The 23,919-nt window shown below is 49.4% G+C and carries 20 protein-coding genes; 4 read left to right on the forward strand and 16 right to left on the reverse strand.

Annotation, left to right across the window (positions count from 1 at the left end):
• Nucleotides 1-31: 31 nt before the first annotated feature.
• From nagB to KNO99_RS08575, 3 genes are all read right to left on the reverse strand, one after another.
• Nucleotides 32-796 (reverse strand): glucosamine-6-phosphate deaminase, encoded by a 765-nt coding sequence (nagB, locus tag KNO99_RS08565; protein WP_214747440.1) that lies wholly within the window; start codon nucleotides 794-796, stop codon nucleotides 32-34.
• Complete coding sequence (gene nagA, locus KNO99_RS08570; protein ID WP_214747443.1) at nucleotides 793-1,941, reverse strand: N-acetylglucosamine-6-phosphate deacetylase; 1,149 nt, start codon at nucleotides 1,939-1,941, stop codon at nucleotides 793-795. Before nagA ends, nagB begins: the two co-directional genes overlap by 4 nt.
• 117 nt (nucleotides 1,942-2,058) lie before the next feature.
• Nucleotides 2,059-3,420 carry an MATE family efflux transporter gene (locus tag KNO99_RS08575; RefSeq protein ID WP_214747446.1) on the reverse strand — a complete coding sequence of 454 codons (1,362 nt, stop codon included), beginning with the start codon at nucleotides 3,418-3,420 and terminating at the stop codon, nucleotides 2,059-2,061.
• A gap of 39 nt (nucleotides 3,421-3,459) precedes the next feature.
• Between KNO99_RS08575 and KNO99_RS08580 the strand changes: the two genes are divergently transcribed.
• Nucleotides 3,460-4,233, forward strand: coding sequence for a CHAD domain-containing protein (locus KNO99_RS08580; protein WP_214747449.1), 774 nt, complete (start codon nucleotides 3,460-3,462; stop codon nucleotides 4,231-4,233).
• On the opposite strand, the gene glsA is transcribed toward KNO99_RS08580, so the two are convergent.
• Nucleotides 4,230-5,171: a glutaminase A gene (gene glsA / locus KNO99_RS08585; protein ID WP_074032972.1), complete on the reverse strand. Its 942-nt coding sequence runs from the start codon at nucleotides 5,169-5,171 to the stop codon at nucleotides 4,230-4,232. The two genes, KNO99_RS08580 and glsA, sit on opposite strands and share 4 nt — an antisense overlap.
• Before the next feature lie 48 nt (nucleotides 5,172-5,219).
• On the reverse strand, nucleotides 5,220-5,381 hold the full coding sequence (locus KNO99_RS08590) for a hypothetical protein (RefSeq protein ID WP_214747536.1): 162 nt from the start codon (nucleotides 5,379-5,381) through the stop codon (nucleotides 5,220-5,222).
• Between the two features lie 118 nt (nucleotides 5,382-5,499).
• Between KNO99_RS08590 and hemG the strand changes: the two genes are divergently transcribed.
• The 3 genes from hemG (at nucleotide 5,500) to KNO99_RS08605 (ending at nucleotide 8,318) form a co-directional block, all read left to right on the forward strand.
• Nucleotides 5,500-6,864: a protoporphyrinogen oxidase gene (gene hemG / locus KNO99_RS08595; RefSeq protein ID WP_214747451.1), complete on the forward strand. Its 1,365-nt coding sequence runs from the start codon at nucleotides 5,500-5,502 to the stop codon at nucleotides 6,862-6,864.
• A complete protein-coding gene (locus KNO99_RS08600; RefSeq protein WP_214747454.1) occupies nucleotides 6,861-7,943 on the forward strand; it encodes a TIGR04053 family radical SAM/SPASM domain-containing protein in 1,083 nt (360 codons plus the stop codon). Before hemG ends, KNO99_RS08600 begins: the two co-directional genes overlap by 4 nt.
• Nucleotides 7,944-8,015: 72 nt before the next feature.
• Entirely contained in the window at nucleotides 8,016-8,318 is a 303-nt protein-coding gene (locus tag KNO99_RS08605) for a hypothetical protein (RefSeq protein WP_214747457.1), read from the forward strand.
• Nucleotides 8,319-8,349: 31 nt separating this feature from the next.
• On the opposite strand, the gene clpB is transcribed toward KNO99_RS08605, so the two are convergent.
• The 11 genes from clpB to KNO99_RS08660 all read right to left on the reverse strand — a co-directional run bounded on the left by clpB (nucleotide 8,350) and on the right by KNO99_RS08660 (nucleotide 23,811).
• Complete coding sequence (gene clpB, locus KNO99_RS08610) at nucleotides 8,350-10,941, reverse strand: ATP-dependent chaperone ClpB (RefSeq protein WP_214747460.1); 2,592 nt, start codon at nucleotides 10,939-10,941, stop codon at nucleotides 8,350-8,352.
• A gap of 19 nt (nucleotides 10,942-10,960) precedes the next feature.
• Nucleotides 10,961-11,830 carry a DnaJ C-terminal domain-containing protein gene (locus tag KNO99_RS08615; RefSeq protein WP_214696751.1) on the reverse strand — a complete coding sequence of 290 codons (870 nt, stop codon included), beginning with the start codon at nucleotides 11,828-11,830 and terminating at the stop codon, nucleotides 10,961-10,963.
• Nucleotides 11,831-11,970: 140 nt separating this feature from the next.
• On the reverse strand, nucleotides 11,971-13,143 hold the full coding sequence (locus KNO99_RS08620; protein WP_214747463.1) for a CamS family sex pheromone protein: 1,173 nt from the start codon (nucleotides 13,141-13,143) through the stop codon (nucleotides 11,971-11,973).
• A gap of 131 nt (nucleotides 13,144-13,274) precedes the next feature.
• Complete coding sequence (locus tag KNO99_RS08625; RefSeq protein ID WP_214747466.1) at nucleotides 13,275-14,750, reverse strand: LPXTG cell wall anchor domain-containing protein; 1,476 nt, start codon at nucleotides 14,748-14,750, stop codon at nucleotides 13,275-13,277.
• Nucleotides 14,751-15,003: 253 nt separating this feature from the next.
• The gene (gene ligA, locus KNO99_RS08630; RefSeq protein WP_214747469.1) at nucleotides 15,004-16,998 is read right to left on the reverse strand and encodes an NAD-dependent DNA ligase LigA; all 1,995 of its coding nucleotides are present in this window, start codon (nucleotides 16,996-16,998) and stop codon (nucleotides 15,004-15,006) included.
• Between the two features lie 9 nt (nucleotides 16,999-17,007).
• Nucleotides 17,008-19,224 (reverse strand): DNA helicase PcrA, encoded by a 2,217-nt coding sequence (gene pcrA, locus KNO99_RS08635; RefSeq protein WP_214747472.1) that lies wholly within the window; start codon nucleotides 19,222-19,224, stop codon nucleotides 17,008-17,010.
• 38 nt (nucleotides 19,225-19,262) lie between these two features.
• Nucleotides 19,263-19,943 carry a heptaprenylglyceryl phosphate synthase gene (gene pcrB / locus KNO99_RS08640; RefSeq protein WP_214747474.1) on the reverse strand — a complete coding sequence of 227 codons (681 nt, stop codon included), beginning with the start codon at nucleotides 19,941-19,943 and terminating at the stop codon, nucleotides 19,263-19,265.
• A gap of 88 nt (nucleotides 19,944-20,031) precedes the next feature.
• Nucleotides 20,032-20,265, reverse strand: a complete 234-nt coding sequence (locus tag KNO99_RS08645) for a hypothetical protein (RefSeq protein WP_214696733.1) — start codon at nucleotides 20,263-20,265, stop codon at nucleotides 20,032-20,034.
• Nucleotides 20,266-20,277: 12 nt separating this feature from the next.
• The gene (locus tag KNO99_RS08650) at nucleotides 20,278-21,660 is read right to left on the reverse strand and encodes a TrkH family potassium uptake protein (protein ID WP_214747478.1); all 1,383 of its coding nucleotides are present in this window, start codon (nucleotides 21,658-21,660) and stop codon (nucleotides 20,278-20,280) included.
• Nucleotides 21,661-21,695: 35 nt separating this feature from the next.
• Nucleotides 21,696-22,001, reverse strand: coding sequence for a YerC/YecD family TrpR-related protein (locus tag KNO99_RS08655; RefSeq protein ID WP_026826878.1), 306 nt, complete (start codon nucleotides 21,999-22,001; stop codon nucleotides 21,696-21,698).
• Between the two features lie 67 nt (nucleotides 22,002-22,068).
• Nucleotides 22,069-23,811, reverse strand: coding sequence for an adenine deaminase C-terminal domain-containing protein (locus KNO99_RS08660; RefSeq protein WP_214747481.1), 1,743 nt, complete (start codon nucleotides 23,809-23,811; stop codon nucleotides 22,069-22,071).
• Nucleotides 23,812-23,919: the final 108 nt, after the last annotated feature.

A 23,919-nucleotide genomic window follows, 5' to 3' on the forward strand; every position in this document is an offset into this window, starting at 1 on the left:
AAAAACCCACGGAGATGTCTCCGCAGGTTGATTAAGCCCGAATGGTGAAAAATCGCGTTGCCGCTTCTTGTCCTCGTGCTTGAAGAGCTTCTGCACAGCGCGATGCCGCCGCTTCATCGAGTACGACCGTCACACCTGGATGCGCTTGAAGGATCGTCGCCGGCCAGTCGACCGTCGGTACACTTTCAATCATATGTTGTACGGCCTCTGCTTTTCGCTCGCCCGTCGCCACAAGGACAATCTCACGCGCATTCATGATTGTATCGAGTCCCATTGTGATCGCATGCGTCGGAACATCTTCCAATCGGTCAAAAAAGCGACGGTTTGCCTCTCGTGTGGATTCGGTGAGTTCGGTCACATGTGTCTTCGCATCAAGCGCCGTGCCCGGTTCATTAAATGCGATGTGACCATTTTCCCCGATACCGAGAAGTTGTAAGTCAACACCAAGCTTTCGGACGAGACCTTCGTAACGAGCCGCCTCCGCCTCAGGGTCTGGTGCATCACCTTGAGGAAGATGGCTTTGTTTGAACGGCACTTCATCAAACAAACGATCTTTCATAAAGCGGTTGTAGCTTTGTGGATGCTCTGGTGATAGACCGATGTATTCATCTAAATTGACGCTTGTCACATGGCTACAATCGAGCGCGTCTTGTTTAAACATTTGATACATCCCGACCGGCGTGCTGCCTGTCGCGAGACCGAGTACGAAGTCATGCTTCCCTGAAATCCGTTCTTTAATGAGCGAATAGGCGATACGTTCCGCGTCATTCGCTGTCTTTGCGACTAATACGTTCATCGTTGTTCCTCCCGTTCATATGCAATGTTTCCTTTGACGATTGTCATTTGAACATGTGCACTGTCATCCCAAACGACAAGGTCCGCATCAAACCCCGATTTGATGTCTCCTTTTGTCGTCAATCCGAATTCTTTTGCCGCATTCGTCGAAGTCATTTTGACCGCTTCTTCCACCGTACATCCCGTATACGCTTGAATATTTCGGAATGCCGCATCCATCGTCAAGACACTCCCGGCGAGATTCCCTGCTTCAAGACGGGCAGCACCTCCTTCTACGATGACGGGTTGACCCCCAAGTTCATACTGTCCGTCAGGCAGACCTTTCGCCCGCATCGCATCCGTGATGACGACGAGTTCATCCGCTCCTTTTAAGCGGTAAGCAAAATCGACCATCTCCGGACGACTGTGAATCCCATCTGGAATGATTTCGGTCATGACACCTTTCTCTAAGAGACAATATCCGACCGTTCCCGGTTCTCGATGATGCAAGCCACGCATCTGGTTATATAGGTGTGTTCCATGTTTGACGCCAGCCTGCTTATTCTCTTCAAACGTCGCACTCGTGTGTCCCGCTGAACCGATTGCACCCGATTCACGAAGGGCTGCTTCAAATGCTCGGGCTCCCGGCCGTTCCGGTGCATACGTGACGAGTCGGATATGACCACCGGCAAGCTCTTGCCACTTTCGGAATTGTTCCGCATCCGGATCAATGATATGTTCTGCTGGTTGTGCACCCGCCATCTCCACATTGACGAATGGCCCCTCTAAATGAATCCCAACGATGGTCGTATCGTCTGACTCAATGACGTTCCGAACTGCTGTCAACGCCCGTTCAATCGCTTCTTTCGACTGGGTGATCGTGGTCGCAAAGAATGACGTGACACCCTCTTGAAGCATGTCTTCACTTAATTGACGAAGCCGTGACTCGTCCGCGTCCATCGTATCGACTTCATACCCCCCGTGTATATGAACATCGATGAGGCCAGGCGTGACGAGCGCACCCGAGACATCGATGACGCTCTCGTCTCGTTGCTTAAATTGTTCCATTGATCCGATTTCTTCAATCGATTGGTCACTCCATCTGATATACCCACGCTCCCACGTTTGTTCCGCTGACACGATATGAGCATTAATCAATGTCCCCATCGCTTCACCACTCCTTCTTTTGTTTTCCTCCATGTTATCATATCGAATAAAAGTATAGTTGTATAGACCAATTTTAGATAAATAAAAGATTGTTCACAATTGTGAACAATCTTTGTGTCATGACGTCGATTGAAGCGTCCCGAAGCGACGGACAATCCACACTAGTCGGAGGAATAATAAGACCGCTCCAGCAGCCAGTCCTGCAATCAACCCAATCCAATAGCCATCCGGTCCAAATCCAGCATGCTCCGCCAACACATAACCGAGTGGTAAGCCGATGACCCAATAGGCGACGAGAGAGAGAACTAACGTAATGTTGACGTCTTTGAAGCCTCGTAAAATCCCTTGAATCGGTGCGGCGACAGCATCTGATAACTGGAAGAACACGGCGAAAATCATGAAGTGTGCCGCAAGGTCCACGACTGTCGGGTCATTCGTATAAATGGCTGCGACGCGTTCGTTTTGCCAAAATAAGAAAGCACCCGAGAAGATGGAGACACCTAGACAAAGCGAAATCCCAATCTTCGCATATCGAACGGCGTCCTGTAGTCGTTTCGCACCAAGTTCATACCCGACGACAATCGTCAACGCGCTCGATGCCGACAACGGGAGCATGTACACAAACGACGCAAAGTTAATGGCCGCTTGGTGTGCCGCGACGATTTGGTCACCGTATGAGCTAAGCAGTAGCGTGACTGCCGCAAAGATGCTGACCTCGGCGAAGATCGCTAGCCCGATTGGTGTCCCGAGTTGTAACAACTCTTTTTGTCTGAGCCAAACGATTCGCTCTGATGTCCGTAAGAACTTGTACTCGCGGAACGGTTTTCCGTTTCGGACGAAAAAGAATGCCATGAAAAAGAGCAACCAATAGGTGATGCTCGAGGCGATTCCTGCTCCGACGCCACCGTACGCCGGAATCCCGAGTTTTCCAAAGATGAAGATGTAATTTAATCCGACATTAATGGGTAACCCTAATAGTATGAGGATCATCGAGACCCTCGTCTTGCCAAGCGCATCCATGAGCGTGCGAAGCACGTTGAACAAGAACATCGGCAAGACACCGAAACCAAGCGCAAGTAAGTATTGGGTCGCGGTTCGCTTCCCTTCCGTACTAAGCCCCATCCCTTCGATTGCGAGTGGCACGAGGAAAGACCCTAATGTCAGCGTGATTACACTGAGCATGATGGCTAAGTAGATGCCTTGAAATAGCGTACGTTGAATTTGTTGACGGTCCCGCGCGCCGAGCGCTTGTGACACGATTGGAGCAACTGCCAACAAGATTCCGCTAAGCCCGGTGTAAACGGGCATCCAAAGACTCGAACCGACACCGACGCCAGCCAAGTCGACGGCGCCTGCGCGTCCGGACATGACGGTATCAAAAAAGCTAATCAAATAAAAAGACACTTGCGTAACTAGGATTGGAAAGAAAATCGTAAAGAACAGTTTGATTTTTTCGTTTAATGAATGTGTTTGGTACATGGACAACCCTCATCTCTTTTTCAGAAAGGAAACAATATCATGAATCAACGGCATGCAGAAAAACTTAAATTTGAACTGTTAGAAACGTGGAACACGTTTAACCATTACGTGACCGAGGCCCTCTCGTTCAACAATTCCGAGGACATTCATCGCGCCCGCGTTCATTTACGAAAGCTGATCACGTTCATGCAGATCTTTGAGACGAAGCCCGCGACGTTCCGGCAACTCAAACAATTGATGGAGGCACTCGGTCATGTCCGTGACCTCGATGTCCTCATCGAACAATTTGATGTAAAAACAGAGCTCGACGAAGTATTTCTACAAACCATGGAAAAACAACGGGCCATCGAACGGACCATTCTCTCGACACGAGTCAGTGAAAAGATGACTCCCTCACTCGACCAACAAATTCGTCGTTTCATCGGCGGACCGTTGTTTCGTGCGTTTAAAAAAACGAACGCCTCTCCGATGTTAGAAAAGGCGAAAAGCGAACGCAAACAACGAATTCGCATCTATCATGAACAATCGAGTGGAAAAGAACAAATCGAAGCGCTCCATAAGGTTCGCTTAGCCGTGAAACGTGAACGATACTTGCATGAATATTTGTTAAACTACGAGTCGGACGCGTCAATCGACACCGTCCGTACGTTAAAAAAGATGCAAACCGAACTCGGTGAGATGAATGACCATGATCAACTGTTGAAGCGTTGGCTGGCCTTCACCCCTCCTACCGACCTGCAATCCCCGTACGACAAAAAAATTGAAGTCTTACAGCAAGAACTTGATGAATCCGTGAAGCACCTATCAATTTAACGCGATGTATACCGTTCAATCAATAGTTCGAGCAACTTCATCCCCGCAATCGAATTCCCTTTTGAATCAAGCGCCGGACCGAAGATGCCAAACCCGACGTTATTCAAATCTAGTTCGTGGTTTCCGACTGCTAAAATCGCACCTGACACCCCGCTCTTGCCGGGAAGTCCGACACGGACGGCGAACTCGCCTGATGCATCGTACATGCCACATGTCGTCATGATGGCTTTGACGATCCGGACGACACGACGGGGAATCAATTCTTCACCTGTCTCCGGGTCTTCCCCGTTCCCTGCGAAGACACGCCCGATTCGCGCCAAGTCAAAACAATCGATTTCAATGGCACATTGTTTCGTATATACGTCGATAATCTCATCGACGTCTCCTTCTACAATTCCATGATGGCGCATGAAATAGAGGAGTGCGCGATTCAAGTCGGTCGTCTCGTATTCAGAGCGAGCGACTTTTTCATCGTACGTAATCTCCTCTACGGGTCGATTCAACAAGGTCGCTAAAAATTGGCGGAACTGATAAATCTTTAAGTCAGCCGTCTCCCCTAAAATCATACTCGTCACCGCTAACGCCCCTGCATTGATCATCGGATTCAGTGGTTTTGAGGGGACCGTTTCCTCGAGTTTCGCGATCGAGTTGAACGCATCACCCGTCGGTTCCATCCCCACTTTTGAAAACACATAGTCTTCCCCAAATTCCATCAGCACATAACAAAGCGTCAGCGCCTTCGATACACTTTGAATCGTAAACTTGTGATGAACGTCCCCAGCGTGAATATACGTACCGTCCGGCAAACAAATCGCCACCCCGAGTAAATCGTTTTTCACATGCGCCAGTTCTGGGATGTAGTCCGCCACTTTCCCCTGAGCCGTATACGGACGACACTCATCAATCAAGTGGTTCAACTGTTGTTCGAGTACATTCATTCGATCACCTCATGTTCCATCAAATTTCAACCGGGTCATCTTATCATATTACCCGTCTGGCGGTCCATCTTCTTTATACCACTCTTCATCCGCCCAAATCACCGGTGGACTTTCTTCATCCCCGACCAATTTTTCCCCATGCCGATTCATCGTCACAATAAAACCAACCACACCTGACACAATGACAGTCGCGATAATGATGAAAGCCATCATTTCATCGTCCCCTTTCGAATTCGTGACAAATTTGTCTAGAACTCCGTGACACTTATCCTATGTCTGCGTCTATATTCTCGGTACCGTTAATACGACAAGAACTTTACAGAAATGGGTGAATCGATTGAATCAAATCGCAATTATCGGAGGTGGCATCGCCGGGCTGGCCGCAGCACATTATGCTAAAGAAGCCGGCGCACACGTCACACTGTTCGAGGCACAGGATCGTCTCGGCGGAAAAATCAAAACCATCTATCGAGATGGATTTACGTTAGAGACCGGGCCGGACGGTTATATGGCGCGTAAGCCGACCTTGACGTCTCTCATTACCGACCTCGGCCTTGAGGACCAACTCGTTCGTTCTAAAACCGGGACCTCTTACATTTACGTACGTCAACAACTGAGACAAATGCCAGCCGGATCGGTCATGGGTATTCCGACCAAGTTTTGGCCGATGGTAAAAACGGATCTCTTTACGTGGAGAGGGAAATTTCGTGCAGGACTCGACCTTGTCATTCCGCGTGTGTATGAAGGAGAGGACATCTCGCTCGACCGCTTCTTTCGGACGAGACTCGGATCAGAAGTCGTCGACACGATGATCGAGCCCCTTCTGTCCGGGATTTATAACGGAACGCTCGACGATATGAGCATCGAGTCTACTTTCCCTCAGTTTATCACGATTGAACAAAAAACTCGCAGTCTGATTCTCGGTATGAAAGCACTCACGCCCCCTTCTCAGGCTGGAGTGAAACCGTCTGAGACCGGAAAGTTTTTATCGCTCGATCAAGGACTCGGTGCACTCGTCGAGGCACTCCGTCCTTCCATTGACCGTCTCGTACTGAAGACAATCGTCAAGTCCGTAAGACCGCATGAAATCACATTGGCGGATGGAACGGTCGAGCAGTTTGACGGGATCATTCTTGCGACTTCCCCAAACATGCTCGGGCCGTTACTCGGTTTTCCGGAAGCCGAGAGTTTGTCGACTCGTAAGCGAACGTCCTCAATGACCGTTCTTGCCGCATTCGACGTATCAGAAGTCGATGCGCTAGACGGGACAGGTTACGTCATCGCCAAGTCTGAAGGTAACGCTTTGACCGCTTGCAGTTGGATGCATAAGAAGTGGCCACATATGGCACCTGAAGGGAAAGCGTTGATTCGGATGTATATCGGTTCTGATTATGTTTCCTCTTTGTTGCACGAAGATGATGATACGATTGCGACATTTGCCTTGCACGAACTCCGCCGTATTCAACAAGTCGGGACACCACTTTTCACGAAAGTCGAACGTCACGTTCAAACGATGCCCCAATATGAGGTCGGACATAAACAAGATGTCCGCGCCTTTGAAGAAGCACTCGCGAAGTGGGACGGGGTCGAGGCGTGTGGCGCCATTCTCCATGGGGTTGGTTTACCAGACTGTGTTGATTCTGCAAAACAAGCGGTCGACAACCTGAAATTGAAGCAGGTGGTGACAGTATGAAACACATCGATTATAACGAGAACCCGTTTATCGTCATTTGGGAAGTGACACGTGCTTGCGCCCTCTCCTGTGTCCATTGCCGGGCCGAGGCTCAGTTTCACCGATACGAAAATGAACTCGACACGGAAGAAGGGAAGGCACTCATTCGCGATATTCATGCGATGGACAATCCGATTCTCGTCTTCACAGGTGGAGACCCCCTCATGCGCGAAGATTTGTTTGAATTGACCGCGTACGCCTCATCTCTCGGGATGCGTGTCTCGATGACACCCTCTGCCACACCCCGCGTTACCCGTGACGCTGTGAAACGGGCAAAAGCGGCCGGGTTGTCACGTTGGGCGTTTTCAATCGATGGTCCGGATGCACAGACACACGATTACTTTAGAGGAACACGCGGCAGTTTCGACCGTACCATCCGAGGAATCTCCTACTTCCGAGAAGAAGGCATGTCGTTCCAAATCAACACGACGGTGACCGAATATAACGTCGATCGCTTACCTGAGATGGCAAAACTCGTGGAGTCCCTCGGCGTATCGGTCTGGACGCTCTTTTTCCTTGTGCCGACCGGACGAGGATCCCTATTACAACCCATCTCTCCCGAACGACATGAAGAGGTGCTGAAGTGGGCGTTCTCGTTACAAGAGACGGCGCCGTTCATCATCTCGACGACGGAAGCCCAGTTTTATCGACGGGTGGCACGACAAGAAAATCAGCGGCGAAAAGCAGAAGGACTTCCTCCCATCGGACATCCCCATGATGATTTGGCGAAGGCCCCTCGCGGAACGAATGACGGGAACGGATTTGTCTTTATCTCGCACACAGGTGACGTCCAACCTTCTGGATTTTTACCAATTCATTGCGGAAACGTGAGAACGGCACCCCTCGCCGACATTTATCGTCATCATCCGACCTTCAAGGCGTTACGTGATCCGGATAGTCATCACGGAAAGTGCGGGTATTGCGAATATCGTTATCTCTGTGGTGGTTCGAGGGCCAGAGCCTATGCGGTTACTGGTGATTATAAGGAGGCAGAACCGTACTGTATCTATCAGCCAGAACGTCCTCTCGTTTCACAATAAAGATTCCCATTTATTTCCTCACAGTGTAAGATGAGACTATATGAATCTGATGGTGAGAAGGGAGTCATGTAGGTGCAGTCATTACCGATCGATGGATTGTTTTATATTGGGCTAGGTGCGATTTTTGTCGTTACGACTTTATTGGGATTTGGAATCAAGCGGTGGACGAAACAAGGCTTGTTGGGGTTTTATACGCTACTCGCAACAAGTCTTGGCTTATTCTTTTGGTTACTGCTCTGGTTTCAGGAAGCGACTAGCACCACATTTATGGGAACCATCCCGTGGGTACTCAACTTATTTTTCGGAACGGTGCTCTATCTCATTTTTATAGGTGTCAGTTTTCTGCTTTTGCGACGAAAACATCAACGTACATAAAAGAGGAATCCGATTTTGGATTCCTCTTTCTTTATGCATTGACCGTCGATGGACGTAACGTCAATTCTCCATTCTCGACATCGATGACGACCGTTTGACCATCTTCGACATCCCCGGCTAAGATGCTTCGGGCCAGTTTCGTCTCAATCGTCCGTTGTACGTAACGGTTGATTGGACGGGCACCAAATTGAGGTTCGTACGCTTCATCGGCGACGAACGTTTTTGCTGCGTCTGTGATCTCGATCTGAATCGAGCGCGTCATGAGTCGTTCGCTCATTCGTCCGACCGCCTTCTCGACGATTTGACCGATTTGATCTTTCGTGAGCGGATGGAACAGAATCGTTTCATCGACCCGGTTCAAGAACTCAGGACGGAAATGGCGACGGAGCTTCTCGAGTACTTGGCGCTCCTCGTCTTCATCAATCACACCGTCTCTCGCTGCCTCGAGCAAAATGTCTGCCCCGATGTTCGACGTCATGATGACGATTGTATTTTTAAAATCGACGATGCGCCCGTGCGAATCGGTCAATCGACCATCATCGAGCAGTTGCAACAAGATGTTGAAGACGTCCGGATGTGCCTTCTCGACCTCATCGAGTAAGAGAACCGAGTACGGGTTACGGCGAACCGCTTCCGTCAACTGGCCGCCTTCCTCATATCCGATATAGCCAGGAGGTGCACCGACAAGTCGTGATACGGCATGTTTCTCCATATATTCACTCATATCGAGTCGAACGATATGGTCTTCTGAATCAAACATCGCTTCTGCGAGCGCCTTCCCGAGTTCCGTCTTCCCGACTCCAGTCGGTCCAAGGAAGAGGAAGGAACCGATCGGACGGTTCGGGTCTTTGATTCCAGCGCGAGCACGAATGACCGCATCACTGACTAAACGAATCGCGTCATCTTGACCGAAGACACGCTTGTGTAAAACCGCTTCTAAGTTAAGCAGTTTATCTCGCTCTCCTTCTGTCAGTTTCGTCACCGGAATGCCGGTCCATTTTGAGACGACCTCAGCGATTTCTTCTTCTGTCACTTCTTCCCGCACGAGTTCGCGTGTCACCGAACCCGCCAACTGTTCCGCTTCTTCTAGTTCTCGCTCGAGCTCTGGGATTCGTCCATACTTCAGTTCCGAAGCCCGGTTCAGGTCATAACGACTTTCTGCTTCTTGTAACTCGAGGCGTACCTTTTCGAGGTCTCCACGGATTTGCTGCACGCGGTGCGTCGACTCTTTCTCATTCTCCCAACGGAGACGTAACGAGTCAGACTGCTCACGGAGCGATGCCAATTCTTGTTGGAGTGCTTCGAGTCGTTTCATGGAAGCTGCATCGCTCTCTTTTTTAAGCGCCGCCTCTTCGATTTCAAGTTGCATGACCCGACGAACCAACTCATCGAGTTCAGCCGGCATCGATTCCATCTCTGTCCGAATCATCGCACATGACTCGTCGACGAGATCAATCGCCTTGTCCGGCATGAAGCGGTCCGTGATATAGCGATTTGACAGGACAGCCGCTGCGACGAGGGCGTTATCGTGGATGCGTACCCCGTGGTGAATCTCGAAGCGTTCTTTTAAGCCACGCAAGATTGAGACCGTATCCTCAACGTCCGGTTCAGCGACGAGCACTTGTTGGAAACGCCGCTCAAGAGCAGGATCTTTTTCGATATATTGACGATACTCATCTAGCGTTGTCGCACCGATACAGTGCAGCTCACCTCGGGCGAGCATCGGTTTTAACATGTTCCCGGCATCCATCGACCCTTCCGATTTTCCTGCCCCGACAATTGTATGCAATTCATCGATGAAGAGGATGATTGTACCTTCCGCCTCTTTCACTTCAGACAAGACCGCTTGAAGACGCTCCTCAAACTCACCACGGTATTTCGCACCGGCGACAAGCGAGCTCATATCGAGGCTGAAGATCGTTTTGTCTTTCAAGCTCTCCGGTACGTCACCCCGAACGATTCGTTGAGCGAGTCCCTCGACGATTGCCGTCTTCCCGACACCTGGTTCCCCGATGAGGACCGGGTTGTTTTTCGTTTTCCGACTCAAAATCCGGATGACGCGACGAATCTCACTATCGCGTCCAATGACCGGATCGATTTTCCCAGTCTTCACTTCTTGAATGAGGTCTCGTCCGTATTTCGTCAAGACGTCATACGTCGCTTCAGGCGACTTCGACGTGATGCGACGATTACCTCGTACGGCGACGAGCGCCTCACGGAGTCGGTCTTCTGTGACCCCTTTTCGCTCGAGCATCGCCTGCGCTTGACTACTGTTCAACAAGATGCCGAGTAAGATATGTTCGACCGATACGTATTCATCGTTCATCCCTGTCGCTTCCCGCTCCGCCGTCGTTAAAACGTTCAGCAAAGAAGCCGAAATCATCGGTGTCGTCGGATTTTGAAGTTTTGGTGCATTTCTTAAAGAAAGCGCGACTTCGCCTTCAATCTCAGACACGTTGATTTCCATTTTTTGAAACAGCAACGGTGCGATCCCGTCCGTCTGTGAAATCATGGACGCCAAGACGTGCCACTCATTGATTTCACTATGATGATATTGTTTCGCTAACGCCTGTGAACTGACAATGCATTCATGTGCTTTATCTGTAAAACGATTAAAGTCCATCACGATTCCTCCTTATCCATTAACGTTCGATTTGCTCATAAACAGAACGGTACGTCTCATCAAGAGGCAGGTCGACCTCGAGTTGGACGAATAAGTCCGACCGCACCTTCGAGCCGGTCATGACACCGCGACCCGGAATCCGCATCCGTTGTCCCGGACGGCTTCCTGGTTTCACTTTCAACTTCACCCGTCCTCCGTCGAGCGTGGCAATGATGACGCTTGCTCCGTCTAAAAAGTCGAGCGGACGCAATCGTTTCACTGTCACGATATGCTCTCCTTCACGACGATACGTATCGTCATCCGCAAAGTGGAGCTCGACGTATACATCTCCTCGGTTCCCCGATTGTCCGACGCGACTTCCTTTTCCTTTTAATCGCAACTTTTGACCTTCATAGGCACCTTGTGGAATCTTGACGTTCACCGTGCCAGTCTGAAGGCGAAGGCTCACTTTTGATTCTTTCGTCAATTGACTGAGCGGGATGTTGACACGAACAGTCTCATCCAAGTCTTCCTCGACTGCTTGGTCAAAGAAGCTTCCGAACATATCTTCAAATCCGAAAGTCCGCGAGGTCGTACGCGATCCGCCTCCGAATTGTCGGAATAGATCTTCGAATTGTGACGAGCCTTCCCCGTAAGTCTCTCCACCGCCACCGAATCCTTGTCCGAACGACGGTCCATCCGGGCTACCGTATCGATCATAATTCGCCTTTTTCTCTGGGTCGCTCAATACGTCAAATGCTTCCTGGACCGACTTGAATCGTTCTTGTGCGCCAGGGTCTTTATTGACGTCCGGATGGTACTGTTTCGCCAATTTCCGGTATGCACGTTTAATCTCTTGTTCGGTTGCTCCTTTTGAGACACCGAGCTCGTCGTAATAGTTTTTAGCCATATGGATTCACCTCACCTATCCCTTTCCCGTTTCTGTTAACTCTATTCTACTCAATTGGTCAAATAAGGTCAAAGATAATCCTTTCACTTTTCATACGAAAAAAAGAAGAGATTCGTTTCAAAAAACGAACCTCTTCTCGATTAGAAGTATACTTTTGGGCTATCCATGCCGTCCTCAAACACAATCGTCACTTCAGGGTCTCCGCCAAGTGACGTCACGTTGATGCGAACCGGCACATTCCGGCTATATTCCCAGCGGTTTTCGAGCAAGCCGACCACGTGTTGTGTGAATCCGACGAGCTCGGCGCGACTATAGAATTGGATGGGGATATCGATTTCAAGTCGTGACAAGTCACCGTTTTGATAAAAGCCTTTTCCGATCATCCCACTATAGTCTGGGAAGAGGTCGGCAATTCGGTCACTGAACAGCGTAAATTTCTGAGCGTCCTCACGGACATCATTCGTTGCTGTCGCAGATGGGAAGTAGTAGTACTTCTCATCGATGGCTTTCCAGTCACCGGTTGCGACCTGATCATCCGTTCCGACAAAGGCAGATTTGATATAGTTCCCCGGAGTCGGTGAACCTTGGGTCGACTTCATATAGAGCGCGACGTTTATATCCAAATCTTTAAAATCTTCTCGCTTCCGTAACTGGGCGACGAGTTCATTCGCCATTCGTTCACCTTCTGCAATCACTTTCTTCTGATCGAGTTTCACCGTGTAGGTCGGTCCGTAGTTTGGTGCCTGGAAGACATACTCACGATTTAAAATGAGCGCGAACGACACACCGCCAAGCTGATATCCGCTATCCGCTTTCGTCATATAGTTCTGTTCTACGATTGACGCCAAATAAAGAGGTGACTTCTTGTTCGCATCGACAAACTTGTCGTCCTCAACTTCCGCCTTACCGTCCGCATACGCCGGGTTTAACGGCGTTAACCCTTCGTCACTACCACCTTTACGTCCAAGTAAAGTAGAGACATCTTCCGCATTCAGAAGCTGCCCTTCCTGATAGGCGAATTTGTCTGGGTCAAACGCGTCTGTCGAGTGGCGCATGAGACCGAGTTCGACCTCCTCAAGTTCTAATGACGAGCTCACTTGGCGCTGGGCAAGTCCTCGCGCCGCTGCCGCTTTGAACGGAATGACCATTTGATAATAAGAGTCACGTGCTTCGATCGTTTGTGTGACACCTTCTGCTGCTGTTTCTTCGCCGGTTGGTGTCGCTTCTTCTTCACCCATCGGGATTTTCATTGAACATCCGCTTAACAAAAGCGCAGAGGCGATTGTCGGGATGACGAGTTGTTTCCATTTCATCTATGTCTAGCTCCTTTGAACATCGTTTCCTATTTCACTTTGTTCATTATAACAAAATCGTTCCACGAAAAAAGTATCGAAGCGGAATCAGAAGAAATCCCTCCTATCAGACAAGGAGGGATACACAATCATTATTTGGTAGATGGGTGCTTCCGACGAATCATCAAGAGGAGTCCAGATGCAAACAAGAGGAGTCCAAGCATCGCATGCCACGTTTCGTTCGTCTCTCCTGTCATCGGGAGCACATCTTGCGAATACGTGTCGACTTCATCTTCGAGTTGCACCGGGGGAGCCTCTCGCTCTTTCACGACAACCTTCACGACTGGTGTTTCGATGTTCGCTTCTTTCTCAGGAACTTGTTTCGGTTCGTCCTTTTTGATTGGAACAGGTTGTTTTACTGCAACCGGCACATCGACAGAGCGAGTGACGGTCACCCCTTCGTTCACATAGAGCGTAAATGTTGCCTGTTGAACCAATTCCGCTCCAGCTCGGACGTCATAGGACGGGAGAAGCGGGAGTTCAAATGAAAACGTGACGACTTCTTCCGGTCCAAATCCGTTGATGAATTGAGGAATCGATTGAACTTGCTTCATGAATCGTTCATTCGCCATCTGTTGTTCCTCATCTGTCAAGGCACCGCTCGGCCATGTGAGTGTCACGTCAGACAAGAACAAGGTGACGTTAGAGGTATTCGTCACTGTATAGGTGTATCGGACAGGTTCCCCAGGCTGAACGGTCGCCAACTCGCTTGTTCCTGACACTGTAAAATCAGGTTGTTGCAAGAGCACGATTTGTTGACTTTCTGCTGTGACGACACGGTCATATTCGTCCACTCCCGTCACACGAAACAGACTGCCAATCTCAGGGTGTGTGTGGATTGAATAATCAGAAGGAACGGACAAGGTTGCTGTCACTTCCACCCGTTCCCCCGGCAAGAGACCGTCTTCTCCTATTAATTCATGCACACGATCAAATACGCGTTGATTGAACGATTCGATTGATTGATGATCGATGTCTCCGCTCACATACTCATGAGAAAGTTCTGTCACCGTCATCGGCGTGTCTCCTGTATTCTCTACAATGAACGTATACGATATTTCTCCTCCGACAACGGCCTTGTCGACCCCGGCGATGTTCTGTGCTTCTAAAGCGAGCACCGGCAACATCGGTTCAGTCATCGGTTCTTCCACGACCGGCTCTGGTTCTGTTTCCACTGGGGGCATTGTCTCTTCTGGTTCATCTGGTTCAGTCACAACAGGTGGTTCCTCCCCTTCGACGGGATACGCTTCCATGATGGTATTCGGGATAAACGTGTACGGAACACCTTCAGCATTATAAAGAGTGACCAAGTCAATTAATGAGTCATCGACCGTTTCTGCATCAATCATAAAGCGCCAAATGTCAGCAGATTCACGTACCCCATAATATGTGATGTCTTCGTAAACGAGACTTGCTTCATATAATGTTTCGACTTCTTCGTCCGTCAGGTTCAGTTGAATATATCGGAACGTGGTCGTATCTGCATGTGCGAGATTGGTGGGCATCAGTGTAGATAGGAGCATGAGGATGGTGAATAGCGCAAGGAAGCGTTGGATGTTATGTGTCATGATGTCAATCCCTCCTCTAAGGTGAGCAATAAGCGTACGCATCGATGTTGGCCCGATGACGAATTTCACCACGAAGAGGAATGAGAGGGATGTGTGTGTGAAAGTCATGGTGTCAAAGGGTTCTCCCGCAAAAATATATTAGCATTTTGATTTAGTTACTCTATACCCTTCGAACGCTTGTGCGAACCTGTTCAATCTCATAAAATTTTACAAAATGAACGTGAAAAAAAGACGTTCGCCGAAGCGGAACGTCTTATGCGTGTTCATTTAAAAAATCGAGAAGTTTCGCCTCATCCCAAACTTCGATGCCTAACGATTCGGCTTTCGTCAGTTTTGAACCAGCCTTTTCACCAGCCACGAGTAAGTCTGTATTTTTACTCACACTCCCCGTCACACTTGCACCGAGGAGTTCAAGCTGCTTCCCGGCCTCACCGCGGGTCATCTCATGTAATTTCCCAGTCAATACGACCGTTTTACCAGAGAGCGGTGCCCCTTCCGTTGTTGGTCGTTTCGTTCCTTTGAAGGAAAGATTCACACCCGATTCCGAAAGTTCTTTGACGAGTTCACGTGCTTCCGGTTTTTCGAAGTAGAGGACGATCGACTCGGCCATCTTCGTTCCGATGCCATCGATTGACGTCAACTCTTCCACCGTCGCCTCGATGATGGCTTCCATCGTCTCAAAGCGCTCCGCAATCAAAGAGGCGGCCTTTTGCCCGACAAGGCGAATCCCTAGGGCGAAGAGCACGCGTTCGAGCGAATTTTGCTTCGACTGTTCAATCGCCGAAAGCAAGTTCGTCACCGACGTCTCGCCCATACGCTCGAGTCCGAGTAAATCGTCTCGGTTCAGGCGATACAAGTCGGCCACGTTATGGACGAGTCCCGCTTCATGGAGTTGCGTGATCACCTTCTCACCGAGTCCGTCGATGTTCATCGCTTGACGTGAGACGAAATGGATTAGTCCTTCGAGCAGTTGGGCCGGACACTCCGGATTGACACAACGATGATCGGCCTCGCCTTCTAGTCGAATCAATTCAGAACCGCACGCCGGACAATGGGTCGGGAACTCGATTGCCCGTTCTTCCCCGTTGCGTTCACTCGCGAGCGCCGAGACGACGGCTGGGATGACATCCCCTGCTTTTTTAATCACGACGCGGTCACCGATATGAAGGTCTTTTTCTTTTATAAAATCTTCATTGTGAAGCGTCGCATACGTCACGGTAGACCCCGCCACAGAAACTGGAGAAAATCGCGCCCGTGGTGTGACTTTTCCGGTGCGACCGACACTGAAGTCGACGTCCTCGATTGTCGTCACGACTTCTTCTGCCGGGAACTTATACGCGACGGCCCAGCGCGGACTTTTCGCTGTAAAGCCGAGTTGTTCTTGTTCTTCGTATCCAGCCACTTTAATGACGATTCCGTCGATTTCATACGGGAGTTCGCTGCGCTTCGTCACGTATGTTTCGATATAGTCCCAAAGTTCATCTGCCGTCTTGCACGTCGCATAGTCTCCACTTACGGCGACGCCGAGTCGCTTCAAATAATCGAGTGACTCATCGTGTGAGGCGACGAGATCGTCTTGCGACACTAAACCGTAAGCGAAAAATGCCAAGTTTCTCGATGCGGCAATTTTGGAATCGAGCTGTCGGAGTGACCCCGCCGCCGCGTTTCTCGGGTTAGCGAACAATGGTTCACCGACTCGCTCCCGTTCGTCATTCAGCTGTTCGAATGAACGCTTCGGCATATACGCCTCACCACGTACTTCAAACGTCACGTCCTCCTGTAGACGAAGGGGGATGGCACGAATCGTTTTCAAGTTTTGGGTGATGTCTTCACCCGTCGTACCGTCTCCACGTGTCGCACCACGTACGAGACGACCGTCCTCATATTTCAAAGAGACGGCAAGCCCATCAAATTTGAGTTCAGCCACGAATGTAGGTGTGTAGCCAAGGTCTTTCTCGATACGCTCCACCCACTCCACGAGTTCCTCTTTCGAGAAGACGTTGCCGAGTGAAAGCATCGGTGTGTCATGCGTTACTTTGACGAACGCATCGAGCGGAGCGCCTCCGACGCGTTGCGTCGGAGAGTCCGGAGTCCGAAGTTCTGGATAGTCTGTTTCGATTTGAATCAACTCGTTCATCAAACGGTCGTACTCCGAGTCCGGTACACTCGGACGGTCAAGCACATAATATTCATATCCATATTGATTTAACGTTTTGCGTAGCTCCTCTACACGATCTGCCATCTCCATCTCTTCACCTCACGCTTTTTCGATTGGGGCAAACTTGGCCAATAGACGCTTGATCCCGACTTCTGGGAATGCGATATCCACTTCGAGTTGGTCGCCTTCTCCACGCGTTTGCACGACTGTTCCTTGTCCCCATTTTTTATGATTCGCTTTGTCGCCGACGTTCCAGCCGACCGTTTCGGCACCAGATGATTGCGCAAGTTTTGGTTTCGGTTTTGAACTGAAGCCGTTCACCGGCAACTTCCCTGGTGACTCGACAGGGTTCCATGGCATCGGCTTTCTCGCCTTACCGGACCGCTCCAACAATGTTTCCGGTAATTCATGCAAGAACCTTGATTCCGGGTTGTTTTGGAAACGACCGTACAACATCCGTGACTGGGCACGCGTCAAATACAGACGCTTCTCGGCACGTGTGATCCCGACGTATGCGAGACGACGTTCTTCTTCCATCTCTTCCTCATCGTTCAATGCACGACTATGCGGGAAGAGACCTTCTTCCATTCCGATCAAGAAGACGACCGGGAACTCGAGTCCTTTGGCCGAGTGCAACGTCATCAATGTGACTTGATGCGACTCGTCGACTTCATCAAGCGAATCGAGGTCAGATACGAGCGTCAAATCAGTGAGGAAAGCGACAAGTGTCTGTTCATCACTTTCTTTTTCAAAGTTTTGAGCGACCGACAGGAATTCCTGCAAGTTCTCGAGTCGACTTTCTGCTTCGAGTGTCTTCTCGATTTTGAGCATCTCCTCATACCCTGTCTTTTTCAATACTTCTTCGACGAGTTCTGAAATCGAGAGATAGTCCGCCATTTGTCGCAGGTCCATCATCATCTGACGGAAATCTGCAAGTTTCGTCGCCGTACGTGGCGCAATCCCCGACAGTTCGATGTCACGAATCGCATCCATGAGCGAGACGCCCTGCATATCCGCAAAGTCCCCTAATTTATCAATCGTCGCGGCACCGATGCCTCGCTTCGGCTCATTGACGACACGAACGAATGAGATGTCCTCGTCTGGGTTCGCGATCAAGCGCAAGTATGCCAAGACGTCCTTGATTTCTTTTCGCTCATAGAACTTTGTACCGCCGACCATTTTATACGGGATGTTCGATTTGAGGAGCATTTCCTCGAGACCACGTGACTGAGCGTTCGTCCGGTACAGGACCGCCATTTGACCGTAGTCCATCCCTTCCATCTTCAGTTCTTTCATCTGGTTCATGATGAAGAACGCCTCGTCACGGTCATCGGATGCAACGTGAAGCAACAGCTTCTCCCCTTCAGCATTTTCAGTCCATAAGTTTTTATCTTTACGGGAAGCGTTGTTTTTGATCACGCCGTTCGCCGCTTCTAAAATCCGCTTCGTCGAGCGATAGTTTTGTTCGAGCAAGATGACGTGGGCGCTCGGATAGTCTTTCTCGAACGTCAAGATATTGGCGATATCAGCACCACGCCAACGATAAATCGACTGATCCGAGTCCCCGACGACACATAAGTTTTCATGCGCCTGCGCAAGAAGTTTGACGAGCGTGTACTGGGCACGGTTCGTATCTTGATACTCATCGACGTGAATGTATTTGAATTTCTTTTGATAAAATGCCAACACATCCGGTGCTTCTTGGAATAAGTGGATTGTCTTCATGATCAAATCATCGAAGTCGAGCACGTTATTTTGTTTCAATTTTTTCTCGTATGCCGTGTAGACATCAGAGATGATTCGTTCATATGGATTGTTGCCGACAAGGGCTGCTGCGTCCTTTGCCGTTCGCAATTCGTTCTTATGGTTCGAGATCATCCCGAGAAGTGTACGCGGTTCATACTTTTTCGGGTCGAGATTCAACTCTTTCAACACTTGTTTGATGGCCGTCAATTGGTCCGAGGCATCTAAAATCGAAAAGCTTCGGTCGTATCGGATACGATCGATATCGCGACGTAAAATACGGACACACATCGAGTGGAACGTGGAAATCCAAATGTCTTCGGCGACCCCACCGACGAGGCGCGCAATCCGGTCTTTCATCTCTCGTGCTGCCTTATTCGTGAATGTGATCGCCAAGATGTTCCACGGTGCCACTTGCTTCGCCGCCATCAAATAGGCAACGCGATGCGTCAAGACGCGAGTTTTACCAGACCCCGCACCCGCCATGATCAACAGAGGACCGTCCGTATGCTTGACCGCTTCTGCTTGTTCCGGGTTCATACCTTTGACTAATTCTTCGCTAAGATTATACATAATCGTTTCCTTCCTTATTCCAAACGTTTGTTCTTATTTTATCGGAGTGCTTGCACAGTCGCAAGTGCCCCTGCTAAGTCTTCATAAATGATATTGCCGACGACAATCGTATCGGCGTACGCTCCCATCAAACGAGCCGACTCCGCCCCATCGATGCCACCCCCATAAAAGAGGTGCGCGTCCGGTAGCGCCAATCGAATTTCTTTCACGACATCGACATTGCCGAGTCGCCCACTATATTCAATATAGAGGGAAGGGAGACGGAACAAATGATGCCCGACTTCGGCATACGCCACGGCTTGTTCTAACGATAAATCGCATCTCGCTTCCGTCACATGAGCGACTTTCGCGTCCGGGTTCAAGACGAGATATCCTTGAGCCGTGACAAGACGGTCATCAAAGAAATGACCGTATCGTTCAAACGCACGTGCATGATGTCCAATAATCCATTCCGGTGTTCCCGCATTCAGCACGGTGGGCACGAAGTAATGATCAAATCCGTGGATGACTTGACTAGGATGACTAATTTCAAGTGCGATTGGAATGCCGGCATCTCGGACTCTCGTGAAAAGCGCAAATGTGTTTTCTGCATCAACACCGTCCGTCCCGCCTATCAGAAAGGCATCAGTGCCGGAGTGGATAAGCGCCTGGAGCGCACCCTCGTCGAGATATTTATTCGGATCTAGTTTAAATACGTGCCGCCATGACTGAAATTTCAATTCTTCCCCTCCCATCGAATCCTTCTCTAGTGTATCGATTTTTTACGTGACGTGCATCTCTCCAATAAAAAAGACTTGCCGAAGCAAGTCACGAACGTGCCGTACGATTCCGTTCCCGTTCCGTCAACCATTTCGCAACAAGCAGTGCGAATAGCGCATATACTGGGACAAACCAGAGCGGATTCGCTAAAAAGAATCCGAGTACTGGAATATCAAGTAATGGCGAGTCTGGCGAACAGAGCGCTGTCCCATTGACGACCGCGATGAACGGCAAGACAGGAACGATAAAGACGTATCCAAAATTAATCCAAAAGGCTTTCATATGACGATCTCCTTATCCTAAGATGATTGATTCTTTCGGATAGTTAAACATCCGCTTCGGTTGTCTCCGTTGCAAGATGAGAATGAAGGCGATGACTCCGATTCGACCGATGAACATCAGAATTGTCAGCACCCATTTTCCGACGTTACTGAACTCGGACGAGAGTCCGACAGAAAGTCCTGTCGTCCCGAACGCAGAACATGCCTCAAATAAAATCCGTGTCAATGAAGCATCTTCGAAGTAAGCCATAACCATGACCCCAGACAATAGGACGGCAAGCGATACCGTAATGATGACAAATGCTTTCCAAATGTCCTCGAGGACTATCTCACGACCAAAAATTTTGATGGACGAGTCCCCGCGAATGAACGCGACAACTCCAAGAACAGCTACGGCAAACGTCGTTGTCCGAATCCCCCCACCGACAGATGATGGTGAGGCACCGATGAACATGAGAATTGATAGGAGAAGCATACTTCCTTCAGAGAACAAATTAACATCCACTGTCGATAATCCACCGTTACGTGTCGTCACGGACTGGAATAGGGAATCCGATAGAGCCAACCAAAGTGGTAAGTCCTTGAATGCGTTGTTGTACTCAAAGATGAACAAACCGACTGTTCCGACAGCAATCAAAATAAAGAATGTCGAGACCGTCAACTTCGTGAACAAAGAGAATCGACTTGGGAACGTGTGACGTTTCCGTGTAATACGACTCACCAAGTAAGTCCGAATCTCCACAAGAACCGGGAATCCGATGGCACCACCGGTCATGAGCGCGATTTGCGTGAAGATGACAAATGGATCTTCTCGGAATGGCGCGAGCGAGCTACCGGTAATATCGAAACCAGCGTTCGTCGTCGCACTGACCGACCCAAACAATCCTTGTAAGAAAGCCTCGCCGGCGGTATCAAAATAATTTAAGTAATGGACACCGAGCAAGACGGCACCAACCGCCTCGATCGCAATAACCGTGATGACGATTTCCGTGATGTATTTGACAATACCCGACATCGATGTCTGGTTTTGGTCACGTAAAATCAGTTGTCGTTCCCGAAATCCAATCCGTTTCCCAAGCAAAATCCACATGATCACATGCAAACTGATCAACCCGACACCGCTCACCTGAACGATGAACAAGATGATAAACAAACCAAACGTTGAAAATGTATCGGTGACCACGATCGGTGTAAGGCCGGTAACACTGACACAGCTCACCGCAAAGAAGACGAGGTCCGTAAATGTAATCGTCACACCTGGTTTGTGGGCAATCGGTAAGGCGAGGAGCAACACGGATAAAACGGCTGCCGCACTATAGATCAACACGAGTGTTTGGACTGGTGTTAAATTTCGAAAGAACAATTGTAAGTTCCGCTTCATGAATTTTTGTTGCATCTCGCCCCTCCCCTCCATCAAAAACAAGATGACTCTTACGAGTCACCTTTTGTTTGTTGTAGACGTTCAAGAGCGAGATCATATCCGCCTGTCCCATAGTTCAAGCAACGTTTCACACGAGAAATCGTAGCCGTTGAGGCACCTGTTGCGTCCTCAATTTTATGATACGTATTGCCTTCACGTATTTGACGTGCCACTTCTAGTCGTTGTGCAAGTGCTTGAATTTCATTAACAGTCGCTAAATCTTCGAATAATTGATAACAGTCTTCGAGTGTATCGAGCTTCAAAATTGCCTCAAACAATTGATCAAGCTCTCGACCTCGTAATTTATCGAGTTGCATCCGCAAGCATCCTCTCTACTCATACTTCTTTATCATTCTAAAGCAGGGGCGGCTCGGACTCAACTATTCATCGCAAAATCGCAGGAAATAGTACTTGTTTTTTCATCACTTCATAAATTCCGAGTGGAGTCGCCCGAACGTACGGCAAGTGTGTGGATGCTAAAAACAGTAACGTGTAAATCGGATCTTCGAACTGATACCCTCGTGCCACAAGCTCGTTACGCAGTTGTTTCTCTTGACCGATGAGCGTCTCAAGCGGCTCTGTCGACGTCATGCCACAGAGCGGTAATGGGATTTCAGCAACGATTTCTCCTCTGTCGACAAGGACGATGCCTCCTCCGAGTTCATTCATCCGCTCGAACGCTAGTAACATATCCTGTTTACATTTTCCTAAAATCAAATAGTCCCCACTGATCGAATACGAACTGACGAGACCGCCAAAGTCTTTCGCAAATCCTTTCAGTACCGTGTTTAGTCGCCATTTCCCTTCCTTATCAAGCAACATCAAAAACGACTCGTCCTCATCGCGTGGCAATTCGTCCTGCCCTGTATCGTGCTTGATTTTAAACAGTTTCATGATGACCGAGTTGACCATGTCGAGACCGACGGGCATGCTGAATGACAAGTCTTGTGGTGTCAATTCAATCGAGACGTCAGTCGACGGCATCTTATCGAGTACCGCTTCCACCAATTCGTTCGGGAACAAGGACACACCATCTCGGTAAATCCATTGTCCTTTCGCGATGACAGCCGACGGGCGAGGTTCTTCGATTGAGTCAAGAATATTCAAGTGTGCGATACGTCCTGGTGCAATCGAACCGAGAATATGATCAAGATCGAAATGACGCGCCACGTTGTGCGACACAATGCGATACGCTTCGATTGCCGGTAATCCTTCTTCTATTAAGATGCGAACGAGAGCGTCCTGCATCCCGTCTTCATAAAAGCCGGGAGTCGAACCGTCCGTCGTCACCATGAGATGATCGAACGCAGTTAACCCGTTCGCAAGCAGATCACGAATCATCCCCGGTAAGTCTGGTCGAATCGAGGAATGACGGAGCGTCGTCGTGTAGCCTAATTCGAGTCGGTTGAGCGCCTCTTCCGCTGTCATCGCCTCATGGTCGCTGTGTACACCCATCAACGCCATTTTAGTCAATGTCTTTGGTGAGGCACCTGGAAAGTGCCCTTCGACCGGTAGACCGCACGTCTCTGCGTCAAGCATCCACTGGAGCATCTCATCGTCGCCTTTCAAGGCGCGCGGCCATGCTGTCAGTTCACCGGCCATCACGACGTCCGGATGATTGAACCATTCATGAATTCGTTCTGAATCGACGGCGACACTCTCTCGGTCGAGCTCGGTCTGCGTGTCGAGTCGTGCCCACCAATATGTGCTCGTCGGCAACTGTTGAATCGCTTCAAGCTGCGCAAACGCTTGCTCTTTTTCTTGTAAAAAAAGGAGCATGTTGTCATTGACGAGCGTCGTCGTCCCGCGCTCTCCTGCATACTTAGACAACGTCGCCGGATTGTACAATTGAAATGGATGAGCGTGTGGTTCGATATAACCAGGCACAATATATTTCCCTGACACATCAACCGTTTCGACCGCCGATTCTGGTAGATCTGGACCGACATAGACAATTCGGTCTCCCTCAATCCAAATGTTCGCTGTTTTCCATTGTTTCACATATACGTTCAAATACGTCGCGTTCTGTAAAACGAGCGAAGGTGGTCGTACTCGATCTACGACTTCAAGTTGCGAGCGAATCATCACTTTCGACCACGGTGCCCGCGCCGTTCTTTTTGTTGGCATCGAACCCAATCCTCCCTTTTCCCTTTCAATGCTATTAAGAAATAGTTTTGAAAGCGTTTTCTTTCCCTGTTTCAAGTTTACCTTTTCTCTGAATGGGTCGCAAGTTAT

Origin of the sequence: Exiguobacterium sp. s189 (assembly GCF_018617615.1) — a bacterium.
Classification (GTDB): Bacteria; Bacillota; Bacilli; order Exiguobacteriales; family Exiguobacteriaceae; genus Exiguobacterium; species Exiguobacterium aestuarii_A.